31 protein-coding genes are annotated in these 20,653 nt (G+C 49.4%); all 31 read left to right on the forward strand.

Annotated elements, in window-relative coordinates:
* Positions 1–163: 163 nt before the first annotated feature.
* Complete coding sequence (locus tag ACY1JZ_RS17785) at positions 164–550, forward strand: response regulator (protein WP_462630346.1); 387 nt, start codon at positions 164–166, stop codon at positions 548–550.
* Entirely contained in the window at positions 547–1,707 is a 1,161-nt protein-coding gene (locus tag ACY1JZ_RS17790) for a helix-turn-helix domain-containing protein (protein WP_462630348.1), read from the forward strand. The genes ACY1JZ_RS17785 and ACY1JZ_RS17790 overlap by 4 nt, the downstream gene beginning before the upstream one ends.
* On the forward strand, positions 1,704–3,437 hold the full coding sequence (locus tag ACY1JZ_RS17795; protein ID WP_462630349.1) for a sensor histidine kinase: 1,734 nt from the start codon (positions 1,704–1,706) through the stop codon (positions 3,435–3,437). Before ACY1JZ_RS17790 ends, ACY1JZ_RS17795 begins: the two co-directional genes overlap by 4 nt.
* Before the next feature lie 171 nt (positions 3,438–3,608).
* Positions 3,609–5,312 carry an extracellular solute-binding protein gene (locus ACY1JZ_RS17800; RefSeq protein ID WP_462630350.1) on the forward strand — a complete coding sequence of 568 codons (1,704 nt, stop codon included), beginning with the start codon at positions 3,609–3,611 and terminating at the stop codon, positions 5,310–5,312.
* Positions 5,313–5,422: 110 nt separating this feature from the next.
* Entirely contained in the window at positions 5,423–6,382 is a 960-nt protein-coding gene (locus ACY1JZ_RS17805; protein ID WP_462630377.1) for an ABC transporter permease, read from the forward strand.
* Between the two features lie 19 nt (positions 6,383–6,401).
* Positions 6,402–7,322 carry a carbohydrate ABC transporter permease gene (locus ACY1JZ_RS17810; protein ID WP_462630351.1) on the forward strand — a complete coding sequence of 307 codons (921 nt, stop codon included), beginning with the start codon at positions 6,402–6,404 and terminating at the stop codon, positions 7,320–7,322.
* Between the two features lie 312 nt (positions 7,323–7,634).
* Positions 7,635–8,159: a hypothetical protein gene (locus ACY1JZ_RS17815; protein WP_462630352.1), complete on the forward strand. Its 525-nt coding sequence runs from the start codon at positions 7,635–7,637 to the stop codon at positions 8,157–8,159.
* 260 nt (positions 8,160–8,419) lie between these two features.
* Complete coding sequence (rpsJ, locus tag ACY1JZ_RS17820) at positions 8,420–8,728, forward strand: 30S ribosomal protein S10 (protein WP_005544556.1); 309 nt, start codon at positions 8,420–8,422, stop codon at positions 8,726–8,728.
* A 36-nt stretch (positions 8,729–8,764) separates the two neighbouring features.
* Entirely contained in the window at positions 8,765–9,388 is a 624-nt protein-coding gene (gene rplC, locus ACY1JZ_RS17825; RefSeq protein ID WP_270167913.1) for a 50S ribosomal protein L3, read from the forward strand.
* An 18-nt stretch (positions 9,389–9,406) separates the two neighbouring features.
* Positions 9,407–10,030: a 50S ribosomal protein L4 gene (rplD, locus tag ACY1JZ_RS17830; protein ID WP_270167915.1), complete on the forward strand. Its 624-nt coding sequence runs from the start codon at positions 9,407–9,409 to the stop codon at positions 10,028–10,030.
* Positions 10,030–10,323: a 50S ribosomal protein L23 gene (gene rplW / locus ACY1JZ_RS17835; RefSeq protein ID WP_270167917.1), complete on the forward strand. Its 294-nt coding sequence runs from the start codon at positions 10,030–10,032 to the stop codon at positions 10,321–10,323. Before rplD ends, rplW begins: the two co-directional genes overlap by 1 nt.
* Positions 10,324–10,352: 29 nt before the next feature.
* The gene (rplB, locus tag ACY1JZ_RS17840; RefSeq protein ID WP_270167919.1) at positions 10,353–11,183 is read left to right on the forward strand and encodes a 50S ribosomal protein L2; all 831 of its coding nucleotides are present in this window, start codon (positions 10,353–10,355) and stop codon (positions 11,181–11,183) included.
* Between the two features lie 60 nt (positions 11,184–11,243).
* Positions 11,244–11,525, forward strand: a complete 282-nt coding sequence (gene rpsS, locus ACY1JZ_RS17845; RefSeq protein WP_270167921.1) for a 30S ribosomal protein S19 — start codon at positions 11,244–11,246, stop codon at positions 11,523–11,525.
* Positions 11,526–11,566: 41 nt separating this feature from the next.
* A complete protein-coding gene (gene rplV / locus ACY1JZ_RS17850; RefSeq protein ID WP_270167923.1) occupies positions 11,567–11,902 on the forward strand; it encodes a 50S ribosomal protein L22 in 336 nt (111 codons plus the stop codon).
* Between the two features lie 13 nt (positions 11,903–11,915).
* On the forward strand, positions 11,916–12,578 hold the full coding sequence (gene rpsC / locus ACY1JZ_RS17855; protein ID WP_270167925.1) for a 30S ribosomal protein S3: 663 nt from the start codon (positions 11,916–11,918) through the stop codon (positions 12,576–12,578).
* Positions 12,579–12,580: 2 nt separating this feature from the next.
* Entirely contained in the window at positions 12,581–13,015 is a 435-nt protein-coding gene (gene rplP / locus ACY1JZ_RS17860; RefSeq protein ID WP_270167927.1) for a 50S ribosomal protein L16, read from the forward strand.
* Positions 13,005–13,205, forward strand: a complete 201-nt coding sequence (gene rpmC / locus ACY1JZ_RS17865) for a 50S ribosomal protein L29 (protein WP_006037938.1) — start codon at positions 13,005–13,007, stop codon at positions 13,203–13,205. Before rplP ends, rpmC begins: the two co-directional genes overlap by 11 nt.
* A gap of 70 nt (positions 13,206–13,275) precedes the next feature.
* Positions 13,276–13,542: a 30S ribosomal protein S17 gene (gene rpsQ, locus ACY1JZ_RS17870; RefSeq protein WP_270167930.1), complete on the forward strand. Its 267-nt coding sequence runs from the start codon at positions 13,276–13,278 to the stop codon at positions 13,540–13,542.
* A gap of 80 nt (positions 13,543–13,622) precedes the next feature.
* Positions 13,623–13,991 (forward strand): 50S ribosomal protein L14, encoded by a 369-nt coding sequence (gene rplN / locus ACY1JZ_RS17875; protein ID WP_028559487.1) that lies wholly within the window; start codon positions 13,623–13,625, stop codon positions 13,989–13,991.
* A 77-nt stretch (positions 13,992–14,068) separates the two neighbouring features.
* Positions 14,069–14,422 carry a 50S ribosomal protein L24 gene (gene rplX, locus ACY1JZ_RS17880; protein ID WP_270167931.1) on the forward strand — a complete coding sequence of 118 codons (354 nt, stop codon included), beginning with the start codon at positions 14,069–14,071 and terminating at the stop codon, positions 14,420–14,422.
* A gap of 31 nt (positions 14,423–14,453) precedes the next feature.
* Positions 14,454–14,996, forward strand: a complete 543-nt coding sequence (rplE, locus tag ACY1JZ_RS17885) for a 50S ribosomal protein L5 (protein ID WP_270167932.1) — start codon at positions 14,454–14,456, stop codon at positions 14,994–14,996.
* A gap of 23 nt (positions 14,997–15,019) precedes the next feature.
* Positions 15,020–15,205: a type Z 30S ribosomal protein S14 gene (locus ACY1JZ_RS17890; protein ID WP_013312154.1), complete on the forward strand. Its 186-nt coding sequence runs from the start codon at positions 15,020–15,022 to the stop codon at positions 15,203–15,205.
* 31 nt (positions 15,206–15,236) lie between these two features.
* A complete protein-coding gene (rpsH, locus tag ACY1JZ_RS17895; protein ID WP_270167949.1) occupies positions 15,237–15,635 on the forward strand; it encodes a 30S ribosomal protein S8 in 399 nt (132 codons plus the stop codon).
* 30 nt (positions 15,636–15,665) lie between these two features.
* Positions 15,666–16,208, forward strand: coding sequence for a 50S ribosomal protein L6 (rplF, locus tag ACY1JZ_RS17900; protein WP_270167951.1), 543 nt, complete (start codon positions 15,666–15,668; stop codon positions 16,206–16,208).
* A gap of 62 nt (positions 16,209–16,270) precedes the next feature.
* Positions 16,271–16,636 carry a 50S ribosomal protein L18 gene (rplR, locus tag ACY1JZ_RS17905; protein WP_270167953.1) on the forward strand — a complete coding sequence of 122 codons (366 nt, stop codon included), beginning with the start codon at positions 16,271–16,273 and terminating at the stop codon, positions 16,634–16,636.
* A 31-nt stretch (positions 16,637–16,667) separates the two neighbouring features.
* Positions 16,668–17,165 (forward strand): 30S ribosomal protein S5, encoded by a 498-nt coding sequence (gene rpsE, locus ACY1JZ_RS17910; RefSeq protein WP_270167955.1) that lies wholly within the window; start codon positions 16,668–16,670, stop codon positions 17,163–17,165.
* Between the two features lie 13 nt (positions 17,166–17,178).
* Positions 17,179–17,364, forward strand: a complete 186-nt coding sequence (rpmD, locus tag ACY1JZ_RS17915) for a 50S ribosomal protein L30 (RefSeq protein WP_270167957.1) — start codon at positions 17,179–17,181, stop codon at positions 17,362–17,364.
* 55 nt (positions 17,365–17,419) lie between these two features.
* A complete protein-coding gene (rplO, locus tag ACY1JZ_RS17920; protein WP_270167958.1) occupies positions 17,420–17,860 on the forward strand; it encodes a 50S ribosomal protein L15 in 441 nt (146 codons plus the stop codon).
* Positions 17,861–19,159, forward strand: coding sequence for a preprotein translocase subunit SecY (secY, locus tag ACY1JZ_RS17925; protein WP_462630355.1), 1,299 nt, complete (start codon positions 17,861–17,863; stop codon positions 19,157–19,159).
* A gap of 88 nt (positions 19,160–19,247) precedes the next feature.
* Complete coding sequence (locus tag ACY1JZ_RS17930) at positions 19,248–19,898, forward strand: adenylate kinase (RefSeq protein ID WP_270167962.1); 651 nt, start codon at positions 19,248–19,250, stop codon at positions 19,896–19,898.
* Positions 19,898–20,653, forward strand: coding sequence for a type I methionyl aminopeptidase (gene map, locus ACY1JZ_RS17935; RefSeq protein ID WP_462630356.1), 756 nt, complete (start codon positions 19,898–19,900; stop codon positions 20,651–20,653). The genes ACY1JZ_RS17930 and map overlap by 1 nt, the downstream gene beginning before the upstream one ends.

The following is a 20,653-nucleotide window of genomic DNA, read 5'->3' on the forward strand; positions in this document are numbered from 1 at the left end:
TGCCCGGGGCTTGCACTTTTTTTGTTTTCGTGGAGGCCGCATTACTATATTTATGATGGAACCGGTAGTTGTCTGCCGGTTATTTCTTTATAATTCATTTGGGGGAAATATTATAAAATACCATATATGGAAGAGTGATGATTAGACGGAAAGGGGAAATTGAATGTTCAAGGTGCTGCTTGTAGACGATGAAGTATTCGTCCGTAAGGGACTGCTGGAGCTGATACCATGGGAGCAACTCAACTATACGATTACAGGAGAGGCCGAGAACGGGAGGGAGGCACTGCAACTGATGGAGCGGCTGCAGCCGGATCTGGTCATTACCGACATTCGCATGCCGATTGTTGACGGGCTGGAGCTGATCCGCAATGTGAAGGAGCATAACGAGTGTAATCCGGCATTTGTCATTATTAGCGGCTATGATGATTTCAAGTATGCTCAGCAGGCGATGCGTTACGGGGTGCATGATTACATCCTGAAGCCAATCGATGAGGAGGAGATGGTAAGTACGCTTCGCAAGCTGTCGTATACGATGAGCGCCATCCTATGACGTTGCCAAGCCATCGTATGCTAGAGGCGCTCGTGCATGAGGAGCATGGCGAACAAGCGGAGCGGTATGCCGCTGCACTAGGATTGGAGAAGGCTGCTGGTTTTGTATACGTGGTGCTACATCTTCACGGCGCAACAGATGACAAGCTGACAAGCATCAAGCAGTTGCAGGATGCGCTGCAATCTATCACCTCTGCCACCTTCCCTGTTATGGAGCAACGGCTGGGGGAGGTAGGGATTCTGTTGAGACTGGACTGGCTCAGGCAATATGGCTCGGATCAGATGCAGGCACTGGCGAAGCTACGCGATCAGTTGACGAGACGTCTGGGAATGTCGGTCAGCCTGTATGCTGGCGAAGGCGTTAATCGTCTCTCCGAGCTTCGGCGTTCCTACACTAGTGCTAACGAGGCTGCTAAGCATAAGTATGCCGAGAACAGAGAGGTCATCTTGTTCGAGCAGATTAAGAATCAACCTCTCTATGTGTTTGATATGAGCCAGGAGCTGTGCCAGGAGCTGATTATGCATGTGGAGGAAGGGAACAGGACGGAATACTACGCTGCCGCCCTGAGCATGTTCCGGCAGTTTCAGGAGCAGCGGTTCGCTCCACAGGCGGTAGCCAGCGCTCTCTCCAGATGCTTCGGCGGCATTCAGGCTGTTATCAAGGAGATGGGAGGCATGGATGAACGGCTTCAACACGTGCAGGAGCTGGCCGAACGCGATTATCTCTTATGGAGCCTAAAGCTGCTACAGGAGCATGTCTTGTCCGCGCTGGAGGAAGCGGACGACTATATTGCGCAATTGCGCAAGGAGCAGCAGAAAGGGGACATTCACCGAATCAAGAAATATATTGATGCGCACTACTGTGACAACATCAGTCTCAAAAGCATTGCGGCAAGGTTTTATATGAATGCCGTCTATCTCGGACGGTTATTTCGCAAGAGCTATGGCGTTTATTTCAATGAATATGTGCTCACGCTACGTGTGCAGGAGGCGAAGAGGCTGCTTCGCCAGACTGACCTGCGCATATATGAGATCGCGGCACGCATCGGTATCCCAAATGCAGATTATTTCGTCACTCAGTTCGAGAAGCTGGAGAGGCTCACGCCAACGGAGTATCGCAACAAGCTGCTTGTTGAGCGGGAGAGGGGAGAGCAATGAAAATTCATCTGAATCTGAATTATATGAAATTGCGTGACAAGCTGCTCCTGATGTATCTTTTGTCTGTTTTCATCCCTATTGTTGTGACCAACATCGTCTTTTATCAAGTCACGACAGCCAATGTTCGCAGCCAGAAGACCAGCGACGCGGCAGCCGCACTGGATAATCTCAAGAACGACCTGCGGGTGATGATTGATCAGGCTGTAGGTTTATCCTACTCGTTCTACGCCGACCCGATCTTTAATAAGACGATTGCGCGGCCGTTTGTCAGCCAGATGGAATATATCGAGACCTATAATGCTTATCTTGTGGGAACGCTGGCAGATCGGCATATCCAGGGTGTCCGGTGGTATCAGGTCTATACCGACAACCCTACTGTCCTCGCCTCTGGCTATATCGATAAATTAGCCGATACGATTCGCCATACGGACTGGTATATTCAATCCAACGCATCAACCGCCTCTTATCCTTCGTTTGTTTACTCCGGCGACACCTTTAGCCTGATTCAAAAGCTCAATAACTATCATACCGGCGGCATCGAGCAATTAATGAAGATTGATCTGAACACGGAGCTGCTACGACAGAAATTTATGAGTAGCGCGTTTAACGGGAAGCTATATTTGGTTGATCCTGCGGGAACGATTCGCTTCGGCAACAGTATGGAGGAGGACTGGCGAACGCGGAAGCTGCAGTTCGAGGATATTGCATTGCCCCGCAGCGCTCAGCTATTTGAAGCAGACTACACGGGAATTAATTACTTGGAGGGCTGGACACTGCACGGGGTCATGGACGAGGAGCTGGTTCTGAATGAGGTGAGGAAGTCCCGTTCCTTTGTCATCTGGCTGGCCTGTATTAACTTTGTATTGCCCACGATCATTATCGCGGCCATGTCGCGCTCCCTGCATGTGCGGCTCGTGCGCATACTTCGACACATGAAGAAGGTGAAGAGCCAGAACTTCCAGACGATACCCCATGAGGACGCACGCGATGAGATTGGGCAGCTCACACTAGAATTCAACCGGATGACGGAGACGATTCATACGCTCATTAATGAGGTCTATGTGGCTGATATTCAGAAGAAGGATCTGGAGCTGAAGCAGCAGCAGGCGCAACTGCATGCCTTACATAGTCAGATTAATCCCCACTTTTTGTTCAACACCTTGGAGTCGGTGCGCATGCGAAGTCTCATCAAGGGAGAGAAGGAAACGGCCAAGATCATTCATAATATGGCGCAGATATTTCGCAAATCCATCTCATGGAGTCAGAATGAGGTCAAGGTTAGTGAGGAACTGGAGCTGATTCGCAGCTTTCTGGAAATACAGAAATACCGTTTCGGTGACAAGCTGGAATACAGTGTCGTTGCTGATCCGGCGGCTCTGGAGCATCGCATTCCCAAAATGGTCATTCTCCCGTTCGTGGAAAATGCGAGCATCCACGGGATGGAGTCCAGCCCGGAGAAGGGGATCATTACAATCTCTGTATCGGTGCAGAGAGACCGCCTCATCTTCACATTGCGCGACAACGGTGCAGGGATGTCGGGAGATAAGCTGGAGGAGCTTCAGCGTTACTTGACCCAGGATTCGGAGATCGGAGATAAGGTTGGTATGAAAAATGCGTATTATCGGCTCAAGCTGTGCTATCCTTCCCGCTTCGACTTCTCCATCACATCCCAGAAGGGCGAGGGAACATGCATTAGGATCGGGCTGCCACAAGAGCTGGGTAACAAGTAAGGCTGTCTGCTGCGGGTTTATGTTCTCCACTCGTCGCACAACTTGTCGCACAGAAACGGACGAATATGTTTTTCAAAGCAGATAGTATGGTTTGTCGGGTCATCAAGGGAGCGCTTTCCATTTATAATGAAAGTGCTTACATTTAAAAAGAATGAAGGGGGATTCATCCACATGTTGACACGAAAGCTGATGGCCGTCTCCATGGCCATCCTGCTCGCCACAGTGCTGGGAGCCTGCGGGAATGGAGGGAACAGCAATGTTCCGAATAAATCTAACAATACGGCTCCAGATGCCTCGGCAGCCGACACACAAGACACATCACCTGTTACCTACACCTACTATCATTTTGGTTCAGGGAAGAAGGATACACTGGCAAGCGAGACGGCGATCGGCAAGGAGCTTCAGAAGCAGACGGGCGTCGATTTCAAAATGGAATATCTGGTCGGGGACAGTGTGACGAAAGCGGGTGTCATGATTGCTAGCGGCGAATACCCGGATGTAATCAGCTCCAGTGGCGAGATGGCTAAGCTCATGGACGCAGAGGCATATATTCCGCTGGATGATCTGATCGAGCAGTATGGCCCCAATATTAAGCGGGTGTACGGGCCTTATTTTGATAAAATGCGTCACACGGATGGGAAAATCTATACGCTGCCCTACACTGCCAACCAGGGGGAATATGTCGGTGATCCGAACATTGGCGGAGGCGCCTTCTGGATTCAGCGCTCCGTGCTGAAGGAATTCAATTATCCGAAAATTACGACGCTGGATGAATATTTCGATCTGATCAAGCAATACAAGGAGAAGTACCCGACTGTAGACGGGAAGGAGACGATCGGCTTCGTGTCCCTGGCTGGTGTGCCGAATAACTTCTTCACCCTGCAGAACCCGGCGATGCATCTGGCAGGGTATCCGAACGATGGCAGTGTGATGGTCAATATGGAGACGCATGAAGCGCGGATGGTAGCTGGAACCGAGGAGCAGAAGCGCTGGATTCAAAAGCTTAATGAGGTGAATTCGCAGGGGCTGTTCGATCCAGAGTCCTTCACGATGAACAAGGATCAATACTTGGCGAAGCTGACATCGGGACGTGTGCTCGGTTACTTCAACTACGGCTGGCAGATTGGGGATGCGACGAAAAATCTGCGTGAAGCAGGTATCGATGAGAAGCGTTATGCCCCGCTGCCGATCGTATTTGACAAGGACATCAAGGATCAGTATATCGACCCGCCAGGCTTTATCGCGAACTATGCAGTCGGCATCAGCATCAAGGCGAAGGAGCCGGAGCGTATTATTCAGTATTTTGACAATCTGCTGAAGGAAGAAAATCAGATTCTGGTGCAGTGGGGCATCAAGGATCAGACCTATAGTGTAGATGAGAACGGACGCTTCCATTATGCCAATGAAGAGCAACGGAAATACCATGATGATGTGGAGATGAGTCGTCAATTCGGCTTCACCTACTTTGTTAGCGAATGGCCAAAGTATGGCGGCAACTCTACGTTGTCCAGCGGCAATGCTTATAGCCCTGCCAATCAGCCTGAGGTTGCTCGCGGCACCTATACCGATGGGGACAAGGCGTTTCTGGACGCCTATGGTATCCAAACCTTTAGCGAGCTGTTCAGCAAGCCTGAGGAGCGTCCATGGTTCCCGGCCTGGTCGATTGCGATCGAGCAGGGCTCGCCGGAGCAAATTATCATTACGAAGGCGGATGATCTGCAGCGCAAATATCTGCCGAACCTGATTCTGGAGTCGCCAGGCAACTTCGAGAAGCTATGGAACGATTATATGGGCGAGCTGAACAAGCTCGATAAGGCGAAGTATGAGGAAACCATCACAGAGGCTGTGAAAAATCGGGTAGCGGGCAAATGGTAAGAAAGAGGTAGACCATAGGATCTGCGTAGAGGGGGGCGAGCTGGAGCGGCTCTCCCCCCTCTAGAGTCGATGGTAACGACGGAAAGGAGCTGCAGACAGTGGAGAAGCCGATACAGCCCGCCGATTCAGCGGTTGAAATCAACGGTATCCAAATAAGTAGAAGTGGCCTGTTTTTCAAGCGTGTGCTGCAGCAAAAAGTGCTGCTGTTCATGTGCATTCCTTTTGTGCTATGGGCATTCGTCTTCAAGTACCTTCCGCTATGGGGTTGGACAACGGCCTTCCAAAATTATAAGCCGTCCAAGAGCTTCTCGGAGCAGAAGTGGGTAGGCTGGCAGCATTTCCGAACCTTGTTTGAGGATGACACCTTTTATCGGGTGCTGCGCAATACGCTGGCTATGAGCTCCATTAAGCTGGTACTGGGCTTTGTGACTGCCATTACGCTGGCCATTCTGTTGAACGAATTGAAACATATCATTTTCAAACGGGTGGTTCAGACCATCAGCTATCTGCCCCACTTCATCTCCTGGGTGGTGGCATCCAGTATCGTGCTGACGGTGCTGTCTCCGGATGGCATAATCAATCTGCTTCTAATGAAGCTTCGCCTGATTGACAGTCCTGTGCTATGGATGGGCAAGGGGGAATATTTCTGGGGCATTCTTGGCGCTACCGAGGTATGGAAGGATGTTGGCTGGAACACGATTGTTTATTTGGCTGCCATCACAACCATTGATCCGTCTCAATATGAAGCGGCTGAGATTGACGGAGCCAATCGTTTTCAACGCATTCTCCATATTACGCTTCCAGGGTTAAAGCCGGTCATTATTATTTTGTTGATTATGAATTTGGGGCATATTCTGGAATCGGGTTTCGAGCCGCAATATTTGCTAGGTAACGGGATGAATGTCGATTACTCGGAGAACCTTGATATATTTGTACTGAAGTATGGCATGGGGCTGGGGAACTTCTCGCTGGGAACTGCGGCGGGCATATTCAAAACCTTAGTAAGCTTTGCCTTCCTCTTCTCGGCGAACTATATTGCCAAGAGGATGGGGGAAAGCCGATTATTCTAATTCAAGGAGGCCTCAAGCCATGCAGAAAGTACCGACATCCCGCTTGCGCTACTTCAGTCTGAGTGACCGTTTGTTCGATATAGGGAACATAACAATGATGATCTGCCTGATGGTTGTGACTATCTACCCCTTTGTGAATATGATCGCCGTATCATTCAATGATGCTAATGATGCTGTTCGAGGGGGCATCTATCTATGGCCGCGGGAGTGGACATGGGATAATTACAAGTATATTTTCGGGGAAAGTGATATATATGGTGCAACCCTGATTTCGGCGCTACGCACATTGATCGGCACCGCAATCGCCGTATTCTGTACAGCGATGCTAGCCTACACGATCAGTCGATCCGAATTCGTGCTGCGCAAGTTTGTTACGATGTTCTTCGTGTTCACGATGTATTTCAGCGGAGGATTGATTCCCACCTATCTGCTCATCAAGGATCTCGGCTTGGTGAATTCCTTCTGGGTTTATATTTTCCCAGGCATCATCGGTGTATTCAATATGATCGTTATTCGCTCCTTCATCGAGGGTCTGCCAGATGGCATACTAGAATCCGCGCGAATCGACGGAGCAGGCGAATTCACAACCTTTATTCGCATCGTGCTGCCGCTGACGGTTCCGGCGATGGCGACCGTATCGCTGTTCGTGGCGGTGGGGCAATGGAATTCCTGGTTCGACGTCTTTCTGTACAACTCTTCCAACATTAAACTAAGTACGCTGCAATATGAACTGATGAAAATATTACAGACCTCCAACACCTCGGCCACCGCCTCAGCGGGCGATGTCTATCAATCTGCAGGCAGCGGCGGCACGAATGTGACGCCAACCTCGATTCGGGCTACGATGACGATTGTCGCCAGTGTCCCGATCTTGATCGTATATCCGTTCTTGCAGAAGTATTTTGTTCAGGGGATGACCGTTGGCGGTGTAAAGGGTTAATCGTTCATTCATTCATGAGGTTAAATAGCTCGCAGGGAAGGCAGGATCATCTGTCACCCTGCGGGCTATTCGCTGCTGGAGCGAAACCTTCCAGTCATTGGTTACGTCAACATATTTATCTCTACATTATATTAGGTCGTGTCTGAACACCCGTTCAAGGGCATCTCTCCCCGCCTTTTCGCCCCATGCTGCGTTGCTTTTTCTTGACGTACCCCCGGTACGCCTGCGAAAAAGCGCCTTGCCTGGAACGAAAATTCGGCCAGATCTGTTCCGTTCAGAGTGTTCAGACACGCCCTAGAAGGCGGTAGTGCAATGAAGAAGAGCTATACTTTGATTGTTATGATTACAGTGCTCTTACTGACGGGGGCATGTGGGAACGATGCGCCAGAGGCGGGCGAGATACAAAATTCCGAAGAGCCGGCGTATAAGCAAAATACGGAAGCTGACGGGCAGCAACAGCCAACAGCATTTCAAGCTGGCTTGGCCTTTGATCCCAAGTCTTATGCTGATCAGGTGGCTGAAAATGAACAGACTGTGCTGGAAGTGCTGGAGAAGCATCTGACCGCATTGGTGGAGCATGACTATGAAGCGTTCAAAGCAGGCTTCGGCGAGGAGAAGATGGCGGATATTCTCGGCTTTTATTACGGCGATAACCTCCAGTATAGATTTACGGGCATCGATAGTATTGAAACGTTTAAAGGCTCCTATCACCAGTATCAAATTTATGTGCTTGGAGAGCAGTTGGACAGTAACACGGGGGACATCAAAGAGGTCAAGCTCATGTATGCGATTCGGCAGAGCAAGCAGGGGGATTGGAGCATCTATACGATCGACTAGTCAGGATAATTATTCCAGAGTCGTCTATACTGTGTAGTAAGGTTGGCCGTGCGCTTGCAACAAGGGAAAATATTCGAATAAATCTACGCCTAGATGTTGCAATGGGCCGAATAATTTTGTATACTAGTGAAGTTGGTCTGTGACTGTGCGATGATGTGAGAGGTTGCCGACACACCCGGCCCCTTTGCCATGGGGCATCGATCGGGTTTTCTCACGGAGTATGTCCGATACCTAATTGGGCGATAGAAGGAGGGAATTATATGGCAAAGCAAAAGATTCGTATTCGCTTGAAAGCTTACGATCACAGAATTCTTGATCAATCCGCAGAGAAGATTGTTGAAACTGCAAAGCGTTCCGGAGCAGGCGTGTCCGGTCCGATTCCGCTTCCAACGGAAAAGCAAATCATCACGATTTTGCGTGCGGTACACAAGTACAAGGATTCGCGGGAGCAATTCGAAATGCGCACACATAAGCGTCTGATCGATATTGTCAACCCAACGCCGCAAACCGTCGATGCATTGATGCGCTTGGACCTGCCGTCCGGTGTAGATATCGAAATCAAACTTTAATTCAGAACGGATTAGCAAAGGAAACGAGGTGTCAACATGAAAGGTATCTTAGGTAAAAAACTTGGAATGACGCAAGTATTTACAGCCGAGGGCAATGTCGTGCCTGTTACAGTTATCGAGGCTGGCCCTTGCGTGGTTCTGCAGAAGAAAGACCAAGAGAATGATGGCTATGAAGCGATTCAGCTTGGCTTTGCCGACAAGAAAGAGAGCAGAGCGAATAAGCCTGAGAGCGGCCATGCTAAAAAAGCCAACACGGCTCCTAAGCGCTACATTCGTGAGTTCCGCGGTGTGAACCTGAGCGAATACGAGGTAGGCGCAGAGCTGAAGGCTGACCTGTTCACTGAAGGAGAATTCGTTGACGTAACGGGGATCTCCAAAGGTAAAGGCTTTGCAGGCGTAATTAAACGCTGGGGTCAAAGCACAGGTCCTATGTCCCACGGTTCCCGCTACCATCGCGGTCCAGGTTCCATGGGTTCGATCCAAGCTAACCGTGTTCCAAAGGGCAAACGCCTGCCAGGACATATGGGTTCGGATACGATTACGATTCAAAACCTTGAGATCGTGCGTGTCGATGCCGAGCGCAACGTGCTGCTCGTGAAAGGCTCGATCCCAGGAGCGAAAAACAGCTTTGTCCGTATTAAATCTACGGTGAAGAAATAAGGAAAGGAGGAACATCTAGTGCCAAAAGTAGCAGTATATAATGTGAGCGGCTCGCAAGTCGAGGAAATCGAACTGTCCGACAGCGTGTTCGGAATCGAGCCGAATGTTCACGTATTGCATAGCGCTGTTGTTCTGCAGCAAGCTGCGGAACGTCAAGGAACGCACAAGACTAAAGGTCGCTCCGAAGTTCGTGGTGGCGGTCGCAAGCCTTGGAAACAAAAAGGAACAGGCCGTGCTCGTCAAGGAAGCATTCGCTCCCCGCAATGGGTTGGCGGCGGTACCGTATTCGGACCGACTCCTCGCAGCTACGGATTCAAGTTGCCTAAGAAAGTTCGCCGTTTGGCTATCAAATCCGCTCTTTCTTCCAAGGTGATTGATAACGGAATTATCGTGTTGGATCAGCTTGCTCTGGCTCAACCGAAAACGAAGGAATTTGCAGCTATTCTGAATAACCTGAAGGTTGCCCGCAAAGCGCTGGTTGTAACAGCAGGTTACGAGGATAACGTTGCACTGTCCGCCCGCAACATCCCTGGTGTGAAATTTGTCGCTGCAGACGGCATCAATGTTCTTGATGTACTGCAACACGACCAACTGATCATTACCAAGGAAGCGGCTCTAAAAGTTCAGGAGGTGCTTGCATAATGAGTAGAGATCCACGCGATATTATCAAGCGCCCGGTCATTACCGAACGCACAACTGAGATGATGGCTAGCAAACGCTATGTATTTGAAGTGGATATTCGTGCGAATAAAACTTCAATCAAGCAAGCTATCGAAGAAATCTTCAAAGTTAAAGTTGTTAATGTAAACACACTGCGTGTGCCAGGTAAGCCGAAGCGCCAAGGTCGTCACGCTGGTTACACTTCCGAATGGAAGAAAGCATTCGTTCAACTGAGCGAAGACAGCAAAGAATTGGAATTCTTTGAAACGGTTTAATTCACACGGTATAAGAGGAGGGAATAGAAGTGCCAATTAAGAAGTATAAACCGACTTCTCCTGCTCGTCGTGCGATGTCCGTCTCCACGTTCGAAGAGATTACGACAAGCACACCGGAGAAATCGTTGCTGGCTCCGCTTTTCAAAAAAGCTGGACGCAACAACCAAGGTAAAATCACGGTTCGTCACCATGGCGGCGGACATAAACGCAAATACCGGATTATCGATTTCAAACGGAACAAGGATGGAATCATCGGTACTGTTGCAACGATCGAATACGATCCGAACCGTACTTCCAACATCGCGCTGATCAACTATGCAGACGGTGAAAAACGTTATATCATCGCACCAAAAGGGCTGAAAGTTGGGGACAAAATCTCCTCCGGTCCAGCTTCTGATATTAAAGTGGGCAACTCGCTTCCACTGGAGAACATCCCAGTTGGTACAGTTATTCACAACATCGAGATGAGACCTGGCAAAGGCGGACAGCTAGTTCGTGCTGCTGGTACCGAAGCTCAATTGCTCGGTAAAGAGGACGACTATGCTGTTATTCGTCTGTCTTCCGGTGAAGTGCGTCGCATCCTGAAAGTATGCCGCGCTACAATCGGTTCCGTAGGCAACGAAGATCATGAGCTGATCAAGATTGGTAAAGCTGGCCGTTCCCGTTGGCTCGGCAAGCGTCCTGAAGTTCGCGGTGTTGTAATGAACCCGAATGATCACCCTCACGGTGGTGGTGAAGGTCGCGCTCCAATCGGACGCAAATCGCCTATGTCTCCATGGGGCAAACCAACCCTTGGTTACAAAACACGCAAGAAGAAAAAAGCATCCAGCCAATACATTGTACGTCCTCGTACAAAGTAATACGGATCGCTTGTTAATTATAGCGCGTGAGCATAAGGTTCGACGAAGGGAGGATTCCAAATGGGTCGCAGCTTGAAGAAAGGTCCGTTTATTGACGGCTACCTGCTGAAAAAAGTCGAGGTCTTGAACGAAACGAACAAAAAAGTCGTTATCAAAACTTGGTCCCGTCGCTCCACCATTTTCCCGCAGTTTATCGGTCACACGTTTGCTGTGTATGATGGACGTAAACATGTGCCGGTATACGTGACAGAGGATATGGTTGGACACAAGCTTGGTGAATTTGCACCAACTCGCACGTACAAAGGCCATACTGACGACGACAGAAAAACAGGCAGAAGATAAGTTCTGCTTGGAAGCGACTGTAACTGAGAGGAGGTTCAACAATGCAACAAGCTAAAGCCAGTGCCAATTTTGTGCGCATTGCACCGCGCAAGGCGCAATTGGTTGTGGATCTGATCCGCGGCAAGCAAGTTGGCGAAGCGATTTCCATTTTGCGCCATACCCCTAAATCAGCATCGCCGATTGTGGAGAAGCTTTTGAATTCCGCGATCGCTAACGCAGAGCACAATTTCCAATTGGACGTGAACAATCTGGTTATCTCCCAGGTCTATGTTAACCAAGGGCCAACCATGAAACGTTTCCGCCCGCGTGCGATGGGACGCGCAAGCAGAATCAATAAAAGAACCAGCCACATTACATTGGTGGTATCTGAAAAATAAGGAGGGATAACGTGTGGGTCAAAAGGTAAATCCGGTCGGTCTGCGGATTGGTATCATCCGTGATTGGGAATCGAAATGGTATGCCGGCAAAGATTTTGGTGATCTGTTGCTGGAAGACGTTAAAATTCGTGAGCACCTGAAAAACAAACTGAAGGACGCTGCAGTTTCCCGCATCGAGATCGAGCGTGCGGCTAACCGCGTGAATGTAACGATTCACACTGCCAAGCCAGGTATGGTTATTGGTAAAGGCGGCTCTGAAGTAGAAATTTTGCGCTCGGATCTGGCTAAGATTTCCGGCGGCAAAAAGGTGCACATCAATATCTCTGAAATCAAGCAATCGGATCTGGACGCGATTCTCGTGGCTGAAAGCATTGCTCAACAACTTGAGCGCCGGACATCTTTCCGTCGTGCGATGAAGCAAGCGATCCAACGTTCGATGCGTGCTGGCGCAAAAGGAATCAAGACATCGGTTAGCGGTCGTCTTGGTGGCGCTGAGATTGCTCGTACTGAAGGATATAGCGAAGGAACGGTTCCGCTGCATACGCTGCGTGCCGACATTGACTACGGAACAGCAGAAGCTCATACAACTTACGGCCGTATCGGCGTAAAAGTATGGATCTACCGTGGCGAAGTCCTTCCAACGAAGAAGAAAGCTCCCCAGGAAGGAGGCAACTAATCATGTTGGTGCCTAAACGCGTCAAACACCGCAAAGAACACCGCGGTCAAATGAAAGGCCGTGCTAAAGGCGGTACAGAAGTACACTTTGGCGAATTCGGTCTGCAAGCTCTTGAGCCGGCATGGATTACGAACCGTCAGATCGAGGCCGCTCGTATCGCGATGACTCGCTACATTCGCCGGGGCGGTAAAGTATGGATCAAAATTTTCCCTTCCAAGCCAATTACGCAAAAGCCGCTTGAGGTACGGATGGGTAGCGGTAAAGGTAATGTGGAGAAATGGGTTGCGGTTGTAAAACCAGGCAAAGTGTTGTTTGAGCTTGCTGGTGTTTCCGAAGAAATCGCACGTGAAGCAATGCGCCTCGCTTCCCACAAGCTCCCGATCAAAACGAAGTTTGTGAAACGCGAAGAAGTGGGTGGTGAAGCAAATGAAAGCTAGTGAATTTCGCAACCTAACATCTGCTGAGATTGAACAGAAAGTCGCCGGTTTCAAGGAAGAACTGTTCAACCTTCGTTTTCAATTGGCTACTGGCCAACTGGACAACCCGACTCGGATCCGTGATGTGCGGAAGGAAATAGCTCGTGCTAAAACCGTATTGCGTGAGAGAGAACTCGGAATCAGCAGCTAATTGATAGATAATGATAGCCTTTAACCTGAACTAGAAGCCTAAAGCCTCGGCTGAAGGAAGGAGGAAGAACATGAGCGAAGAGCGTAACGCCCGCAAAGTTCAAATCGGCAAGGTCGTGAGCGACAAGATGGACAAAACGATTGTTGTTGCAGTAGAAACCTACAAAAAACACAATCTGTACCATAAGCGCATTAAATACACGAAGAAATTCAAAGCGCATGACGAAAACAATCAAGCTAAAATTGGTGATACCGTTAAAATCATGGAGACTCGTCCGCTTTCCAAGGACAAACGTTGGAGACTGGTTGAAGTCGTTGAAGCTGCGGTTATCCTTTAAATATCATGCGATAGCGTGCCGATGCCATCGGGCGCTTGAATCGGATTTGAAAAAGGAATGTCCGAAAGGAGGACCAATAAATGATTCAACCATTTTCGCGTTTAGCTGTTGCTGACAACTCTGGCGCAAAAGAGCTGATGTGTATCCGTGTTCTGGGTGGTACAGGACGTCGTGCAGCGCATATCGGTGATCTGATTGTTTGCTCCGTTAAACAAGCAACACCAGGCGGCGTTGTCAAAAAGGGTGACGTTGTAAGAGCAGTAATCGTTCGTACCAAACGTTCTGTACGTCGTAAAGACGGATCTTACATCGCATTTGACGAGAATGCAGCGGTAATTGTTAAAGACGACAAGAGCCCTCGCGGAACTCGTATCTTCGGACCAGTAGCACGTGAGCTGCGCGACCGCGATTTCATGAAGATCGTATCGCTGGCACCGGAAGTTATCTAATACCAGCCCCGGCGAGCAGTATGCTCATGGGGAACCTATATTGCCTTAACGCTTAAAGTGAGCAGGAGGTGTAACAAATGCCAAGGCTGAAAAAAGTGCTGGAATCCCACAACAACAAATTGCATGTGAAAAAGGATGACAATGTCATCGTAATCACAGGTAAAGATAAAGGCAAAAAAGGTCGGGTTATCGCAGCATATCCTCGTGAAAATCGCGTTCTTGTAGAAGGCGTGAATATCGTGAAGAAGCATTCCCGTCCATCGCAGCAAAACCCGCAAGGCGGAATCATCGAGCAAGAGGCGCCGATCCATGTATCGAACGTCATGCTGATTGATCCAAAGAGCGGAAAAGTAACTCGTGTAGGCTACAAAGTGCTGGATAACGGCAAAAAAGTTCGGATTGCTCGCAAATCCGGCGAAGTTATCGATTAATCTGATGTGACGGAAAGGAGGTCCATAGTTCATGGCAGTAAGAATGAAAGATCGTTTTCTGAATGAAATCACCCCAGCCCTGATGCAAAAATTCAACTATTCTTCGGTAATGCAAGTGCCGAAAGTTGAGAAGGTTGTTATCAACATGGGGGTAGGTGAGGCTGTCTCCAACTCCAAAGTGCTGGATGTTGCAGTAGAAGAGCTTCGTCTCATTTCCGGTCAAAAGCCGGTCATCACTCGTGCTAAGAAATCCATCGCGGGCTTCAAGCTTCGTGAGAATATGCCAATCGGGGTTAAAGTGACACTGCGCGGCGAGCGTATGTACTACTTCCTCGACAAATTGTTCAACGTGTCTCTTCCGCGTGTACGCGACTTCCGCGGAATTTCCAATAAAGCTTTTGACGGCCGCGGTAACTATACGCTGGGTCTGAAAGAGCAACTCATCTTCCCAGAGATTGAGTACGATAAAGTCGACAAGGTCCGCGGAATGGACGTCGTCATCGTTACGACGGCAAAAACGGACGAAGAAGCTCGCGAGCTGCTGACCCAACTGGGCATGCCGTTTGCGAAGTAATCCACAGGAGGTGTAATTACCAAGTGGCAAAAACTTCGATGAAAGTCAAGCAACAACGCACGCCTAAGTTTAAAGTGCGCGCCTATACGCGCTGCGAGCGTTGCGGCCGTCCGCACTCCGTTTTGCAAAAGTTTAAAATCTGCCGGATTTGTTTCCGTGAATTAGCATACAAAGGCCAGATTCCTGGCGTCAAAAAAGCAAGCTGGTAATCAGCCTAGTTCGGGAAGGAGGTTTACAAGAATGGTTATGTCTGATCCGATTGCAGATATGCTGACGCGCATCCGCAATGCGAATGTCGTTCGTCACGAAACCGTGGAAATGCCTGCTTCGAAAGTGAAGAAGCAAATCGCCGAAATTTTGAAGCGTGAGGGCTTTATCCGCGATGCTGAATATATCGAGGACAACAAACAAGGGATTATCCGTATTTTCCTGAAATACGGCCCGAACAACGAGCGTGTTATTACAGGACTGAAGCGTATTAGCAAGCCTGGACTGCGCGTGTACACAAAAAGCAATGAAGTCCCTCGCGTGCTTGGAGGACTGGGAATCGCGATTATTTCCACATCCAAAGGCGTCGTAACGGATAAAGAAGCTCGTCAATCCAAATCCGGCGGAGAAGTTGTCTGCTACGTTTGGTAATTCAGATTCACAACGATTGGAGGTGTAACAATGTCCCGTATTGGTCGTAAAGCTATCCAAGTGCCTGCTGGCGTGAACGTTACCTTGGATAACACATTGATTACTGTAAAAGGACCGAAAGGAACGCTGTCCCGTGAGCTTCACAAAGACATGAAAATTGTCATTGGGGAGAACGAAATCTCGGTAGAGCGCCCTTCTGATCATAAACTGCACCGTTCCCTGCACGGCACAACACGCAGTGTTGTAGCTAACATGGTAAACGGCGTAACTGAAGGTTTCCAGAAAACGTTGGAGCTTGTTGGCGTAGGTTACCGCGCGAGCAAGTCCGGCGAAAAAGTGGTACTGAACGTTGGTTACTCTCACCCGGTTGAGATCGAGCCGGAAGCGAATGTTGAATTCGAAGTTCCTTCGAATACAAAAATCATCGTTAAAGGCATCGACAAGGAGCGCGTAGGCGCCCTGGCTGCCAAAATCCGCGCTGTACGTGAGCCTGAGCCATATAAAGGCAAAGGGATCAAATATGAAGGCGAACGCATCCTTCGCAAGGAAGGTAAAGCCGGTAAGAAGAAGTAAGCCGCTTGTAAAAGCAGCTTAACTCTTATATCGGTAAGGTGAATGAAGGGAGTGAACCTCGAATGATTACTAAAGGCGATAAGAAAAAAGCCCGTCTGAAGAGACACCTGCGTGTCCGTAAAAAAATCAATGGAACGGTGGAACGCCCTCGGCTGTCCGTATTCCGCTCCTCTAAACATGTATATGTTCAATTGATTGATGACGTTAACGGCGTGACGCTGGCAGCAGCCTCCACTCAAGATAAAGAGCTGAAGGATCTGAAAAACGGCGGAAACAAAGAAGCGGCTCGTCAAGTAGGCACTTTGATTGCTGAGCGCGCCAAAGCAAAAGGCGTAACCAAAGTGGTATTTGACCGCGGCGGATATTTGTATCACGGAAGAATTCAAGAACTGGCTGACGCTGCTCGTGAAGCGGGTCTCGAATTCTAATCCGAATTCCCCAATAAGGAGGTATAACGACTTGCGTGTAGATCCTAATACGTTAGAGCTTACTGAAAAAGTAGTTCACATCAACCGCGTATCCAAAGTTGTAAAAGGCGGACGCCGTTTCAGCTTTAGTGCGCTTGTAGTTGTCGGTGACGGCAAAGGTTGGGTTGGCGCAGGGATCGGTAAAGCATCCGAAGTTCCGGATGCGATTCGCAAAGGTATCGACGATGCGAAGAAAAACCTGATCCATGTTCCACTGGTTGGAACAACCATCCCTCACCAAGTGCTGGGTCACTTTGGCGCTGGCGAAGTGCTGCTGAAGCCAGCTTCTGAAGGTACCGGAGTTATCGCAGGTGGTCCTGTGCGTGCAGTTCTTGAACTGGCAGGCGTAGGCGACATCCTGACGAAATCCCTGGGTTCCTCCAACTCCATCAACATGGTGAATGCAACGCTCGAAGGGTTGTCCCGTCTGAAGCGTGCAGAAGACGTAGCGAAATTGCGCGGCAAAACCGTTCAAGAGCTATTAGGTTAAGGAGGGGTATCCAATGGCAAACCTGCAAATTACCCTCGTTCGCAGTCTGATCGGCCGTAACGAGAAGCAACGCGCAACCGTTAAGGCACTGGGCTTGCGTAAGCTTAATCATTCCGTGGTTCAACCGGACAATGCAGCTATTCGCGGTATGGTGACTGCTGTCAGCCACCTGGTTAAAGTGGAAGAAGTTCAAGGCTAATCGCCTGAAGATAGGCTAATTAGGGCCATCAAAACATAAGGAGGTGCAACGATCGATGAAATTGCATGAGCTAAAACCAGCTCCTGGGTCCAAGCAAGAACCAAAACGCAAAGGACGCGGGATTGGTTCCGGTAACGGTAAAACTGCAGGCAAAGGTCATAAAGGGCAAAATGCTCGTTCCGGCGGCGGTGTTCGTCCAGGCTTCGAGGGCGGTCAAAACCCGTTGTACCGTCGCTTGCCTAAGCGCGGCTTCAACAATCCGTTCCGCAAGGAATATGCCATTGTCAACCTAGATGAACTGAATAGCTTTGCAGCAGGTAGCGAAGTCACTCCTGAAATTTTGAAGGAGAAGGGCATCGTAAAAAATTCGCTTAGCGGCATCAAGATCTTGGGTAATGGTGAGATCAAGGTTCAACTTACTGTGAAAGCAAATAAGTTCTCTCAATCTGCGGTAGAGAAAATCCAGGCTGCCGGCGGTAAAACCGAGGTGATCTAATTGTTCAAGACCTTGTCCAATATTTGGAAAGTAGAAGATCTGCGCAAAAGAATACTGTTTACCCTGTTCATCTTGCTTATTTATCGTATTGGTGCCTTTATTCCGGTGCCGAATATCGATAAATCTGTGTTTGACCAAATCAACTCAGAGCAAGCGAGTCTGTTCGGAGTACTCAATACGTTCTCCGGCGGTGCGCTGTTCCAGTTTTCGATCTTTGCAATGTCGATCGTACCTTACATTACCGCATCCATTATCGTACAATTGTTGACGATGGATGTTATCCCCAAATTTGCCGAGTGGGCAAAAGAGGGAGAGAACGGGAAAAAGAAGCTGGCTCAAATTACACGTTACGGAACGATTATTCTCGGTCTGATTCAGGCGTTCGCGACAGCGATCGGCTTCAACCGTCAATATAATTTCCAATTCGTTGTGGATCCGGGCTTTGCTACGTATACGATGATTGCAATCGTCTTGACCGCAGGTACTGCATTCCTGATGTGGCTCGGTGAACAGATTACCGAGAAAGGAATTGGTAACGGAATTTCGATCATTATCTTCGCCGGTATTGTCGCTGGATTTCCAGGGCATATCCGTACTATCTACGCAGACCAGTTCATTGATTCCGATCAATTGTTCCTGAACATCGTGAAGGCGCTCGTTATCCTTATCGCGGTTGTTGCGATCATTGTCGGTGTTATCTTCGTACAGCAAGGGATTCGCAAAATTCCTGTGCAGTATGCAAAACGGGTTGTAGGACGTAAAATGTATGGTGGCCAATCCACGCACATTCCATTGAAGGTTAATGGAGCAGGCGTTATCCCGGTTATCTTCGCAGTGTCTCTGCTTATGTTCCCAGTTACGATTGCTGGCTTCTGGGCTGATAAGCCTTGGGCACAATGGGTAACAAAGCATATGTACTATGACCAGCCGCTAGGCATGGTACTGTATGTACTCTTGATTATCGGCTTCACCTTCTTCTACACCTTTGTCCAGATTAACCCGGTACAAATGGCGGATCAGATGAAGAAGAACGGCGGTTACATTCCAGGCGTTCGTCCTGGCAAACCGACCTCGACATACATCACGCGTGTTATGTCGCGGATTACGCTCTCCGGAGCGCTGTTCCTTTCCATCATCTCTGTTCTTCCGGTTGCCTTTGGCGCTTTGGCAGGTCTGCCGCGTTCGGTACAGATTGGCGGTACCTCCTTGCTGATCGTAGTAGGGGTTGCACTGGATACGATGAAGCAAATCGAAACTCAGTTGATCAAACGCCACTACAAAGGGTTTATCAATAAATAACAATAGGTTCTTGTGCTGGGCTGCCCGGACGTCGCTAGATGATCGGAAGCCCGCTCGAGCTTATTGGGCTTAAAGTGAGGAACGCAAGATGAATATCCTATTCATGGGACCGCCCGGAGCTGGCAAAGGCACTCAGGCTGAACGGATTGTTGAGGAATTTCAAGTTCCCCATATCTCCACTGGAGATGCGTTCCGTCTGGCGATGAAGCAGGGCACTCCGCTCGGGCAAAAGGCAAAGGAATATGTAGATCAGGGACTATTGGTTCCGGATGATGTGACAAATGGCATTGTCAGGGAACGTCTGCAGCAGCCGGATTGTGAGAAGGGATTTCTGCTTGACGGATTTCCGCGCACACTATCCCAGGCTGAGGCGTTGGACGAAATGCTGAGCGCAATGAATCGTGGTATCGACCATGTGGTCAACTTGAAGGTGGATCGCAGTCTGCTGCTTGCACGGTTGACCGGCCGCCGGATCTGCAAGGCTTGTGGATCGACGTACCATGTCTTGTTCAACGCACCAGCGAAGGAAGGCGTATGTGATAAGTGCGGCGGCGAGCTGTATCAGCGTTCGGATGATACAGAAGAGAAGGTCGGCACACGTCTGGATGAGTATATCTCCAAGACAGCACCACTTCTCGCCTACTACTCTGACAAAGGGCTGCTTCGCGAAGTGGACGGCGAAAAAGAAATCGATACGGTAACCGCTGAGATCGTATCTTGTATGCGAGGGTTATCCTGATGATTATTTGCAGGTCCGAGTCCGAACTGGTCTTTATGAGGGAAGCAGGACGAATCGTCGCGGACACACACCGACTGATGGCCAAAGCGGTCGAACCGGGGATAACCACCATGGAACTCGACCGGATCGCTGAAGCCTACATTCGCAGTCAAGGGGCTATCCCTTCCTTCAAAGGCTACAATTCATTTCCTGGCAGCATATGTGCTTCTGTAAACGACGAGTTGGTGCATGGTATTCCTGGTTCGCGCAAGCTGAACGAGGGCGACATTATCAGCATCGACATCGGCGCACAATTCGAGGGCTATCACGGGGATTCTGCCTGGACCTATGGTGTAGGTCAGATTTCTGATGAAGCTGCTCGACTTCTCCAAGTAACAGAGCAGTCTCTATATGCCGGACTGCAGCATGTTAGGCCCGACACACGGCTATTCACCGTATCTCATGCCATCCAGCAGGTGGCAGAGGATGCGAAGATGTCGATTGTACGGGAGTATGTCGGTCATGGGATTGGCACCAGTCTCCATGAGGAACCGCAAATTCCGAACTATGGCGTGCCGAACCGCGGCCCGCGCCTGAAACAGGGAATGGTGCTGGCTATCGAACCGATGGTTATCTTGGGTGAGCGTTATGTACGCACGCTGGAGGATAACTGGACAGTCGTTACGGTAGACGGAACCTGGTGTGCTCATTTTGAACATACTGTTGCGGTAACTGCGGATGGTTATGAGATTTTGACCCGTTCCTCTGATTCCTAG

It is taken from the genome of Paenibacillus sp. J5 (genome assembly GCF_054955055.1).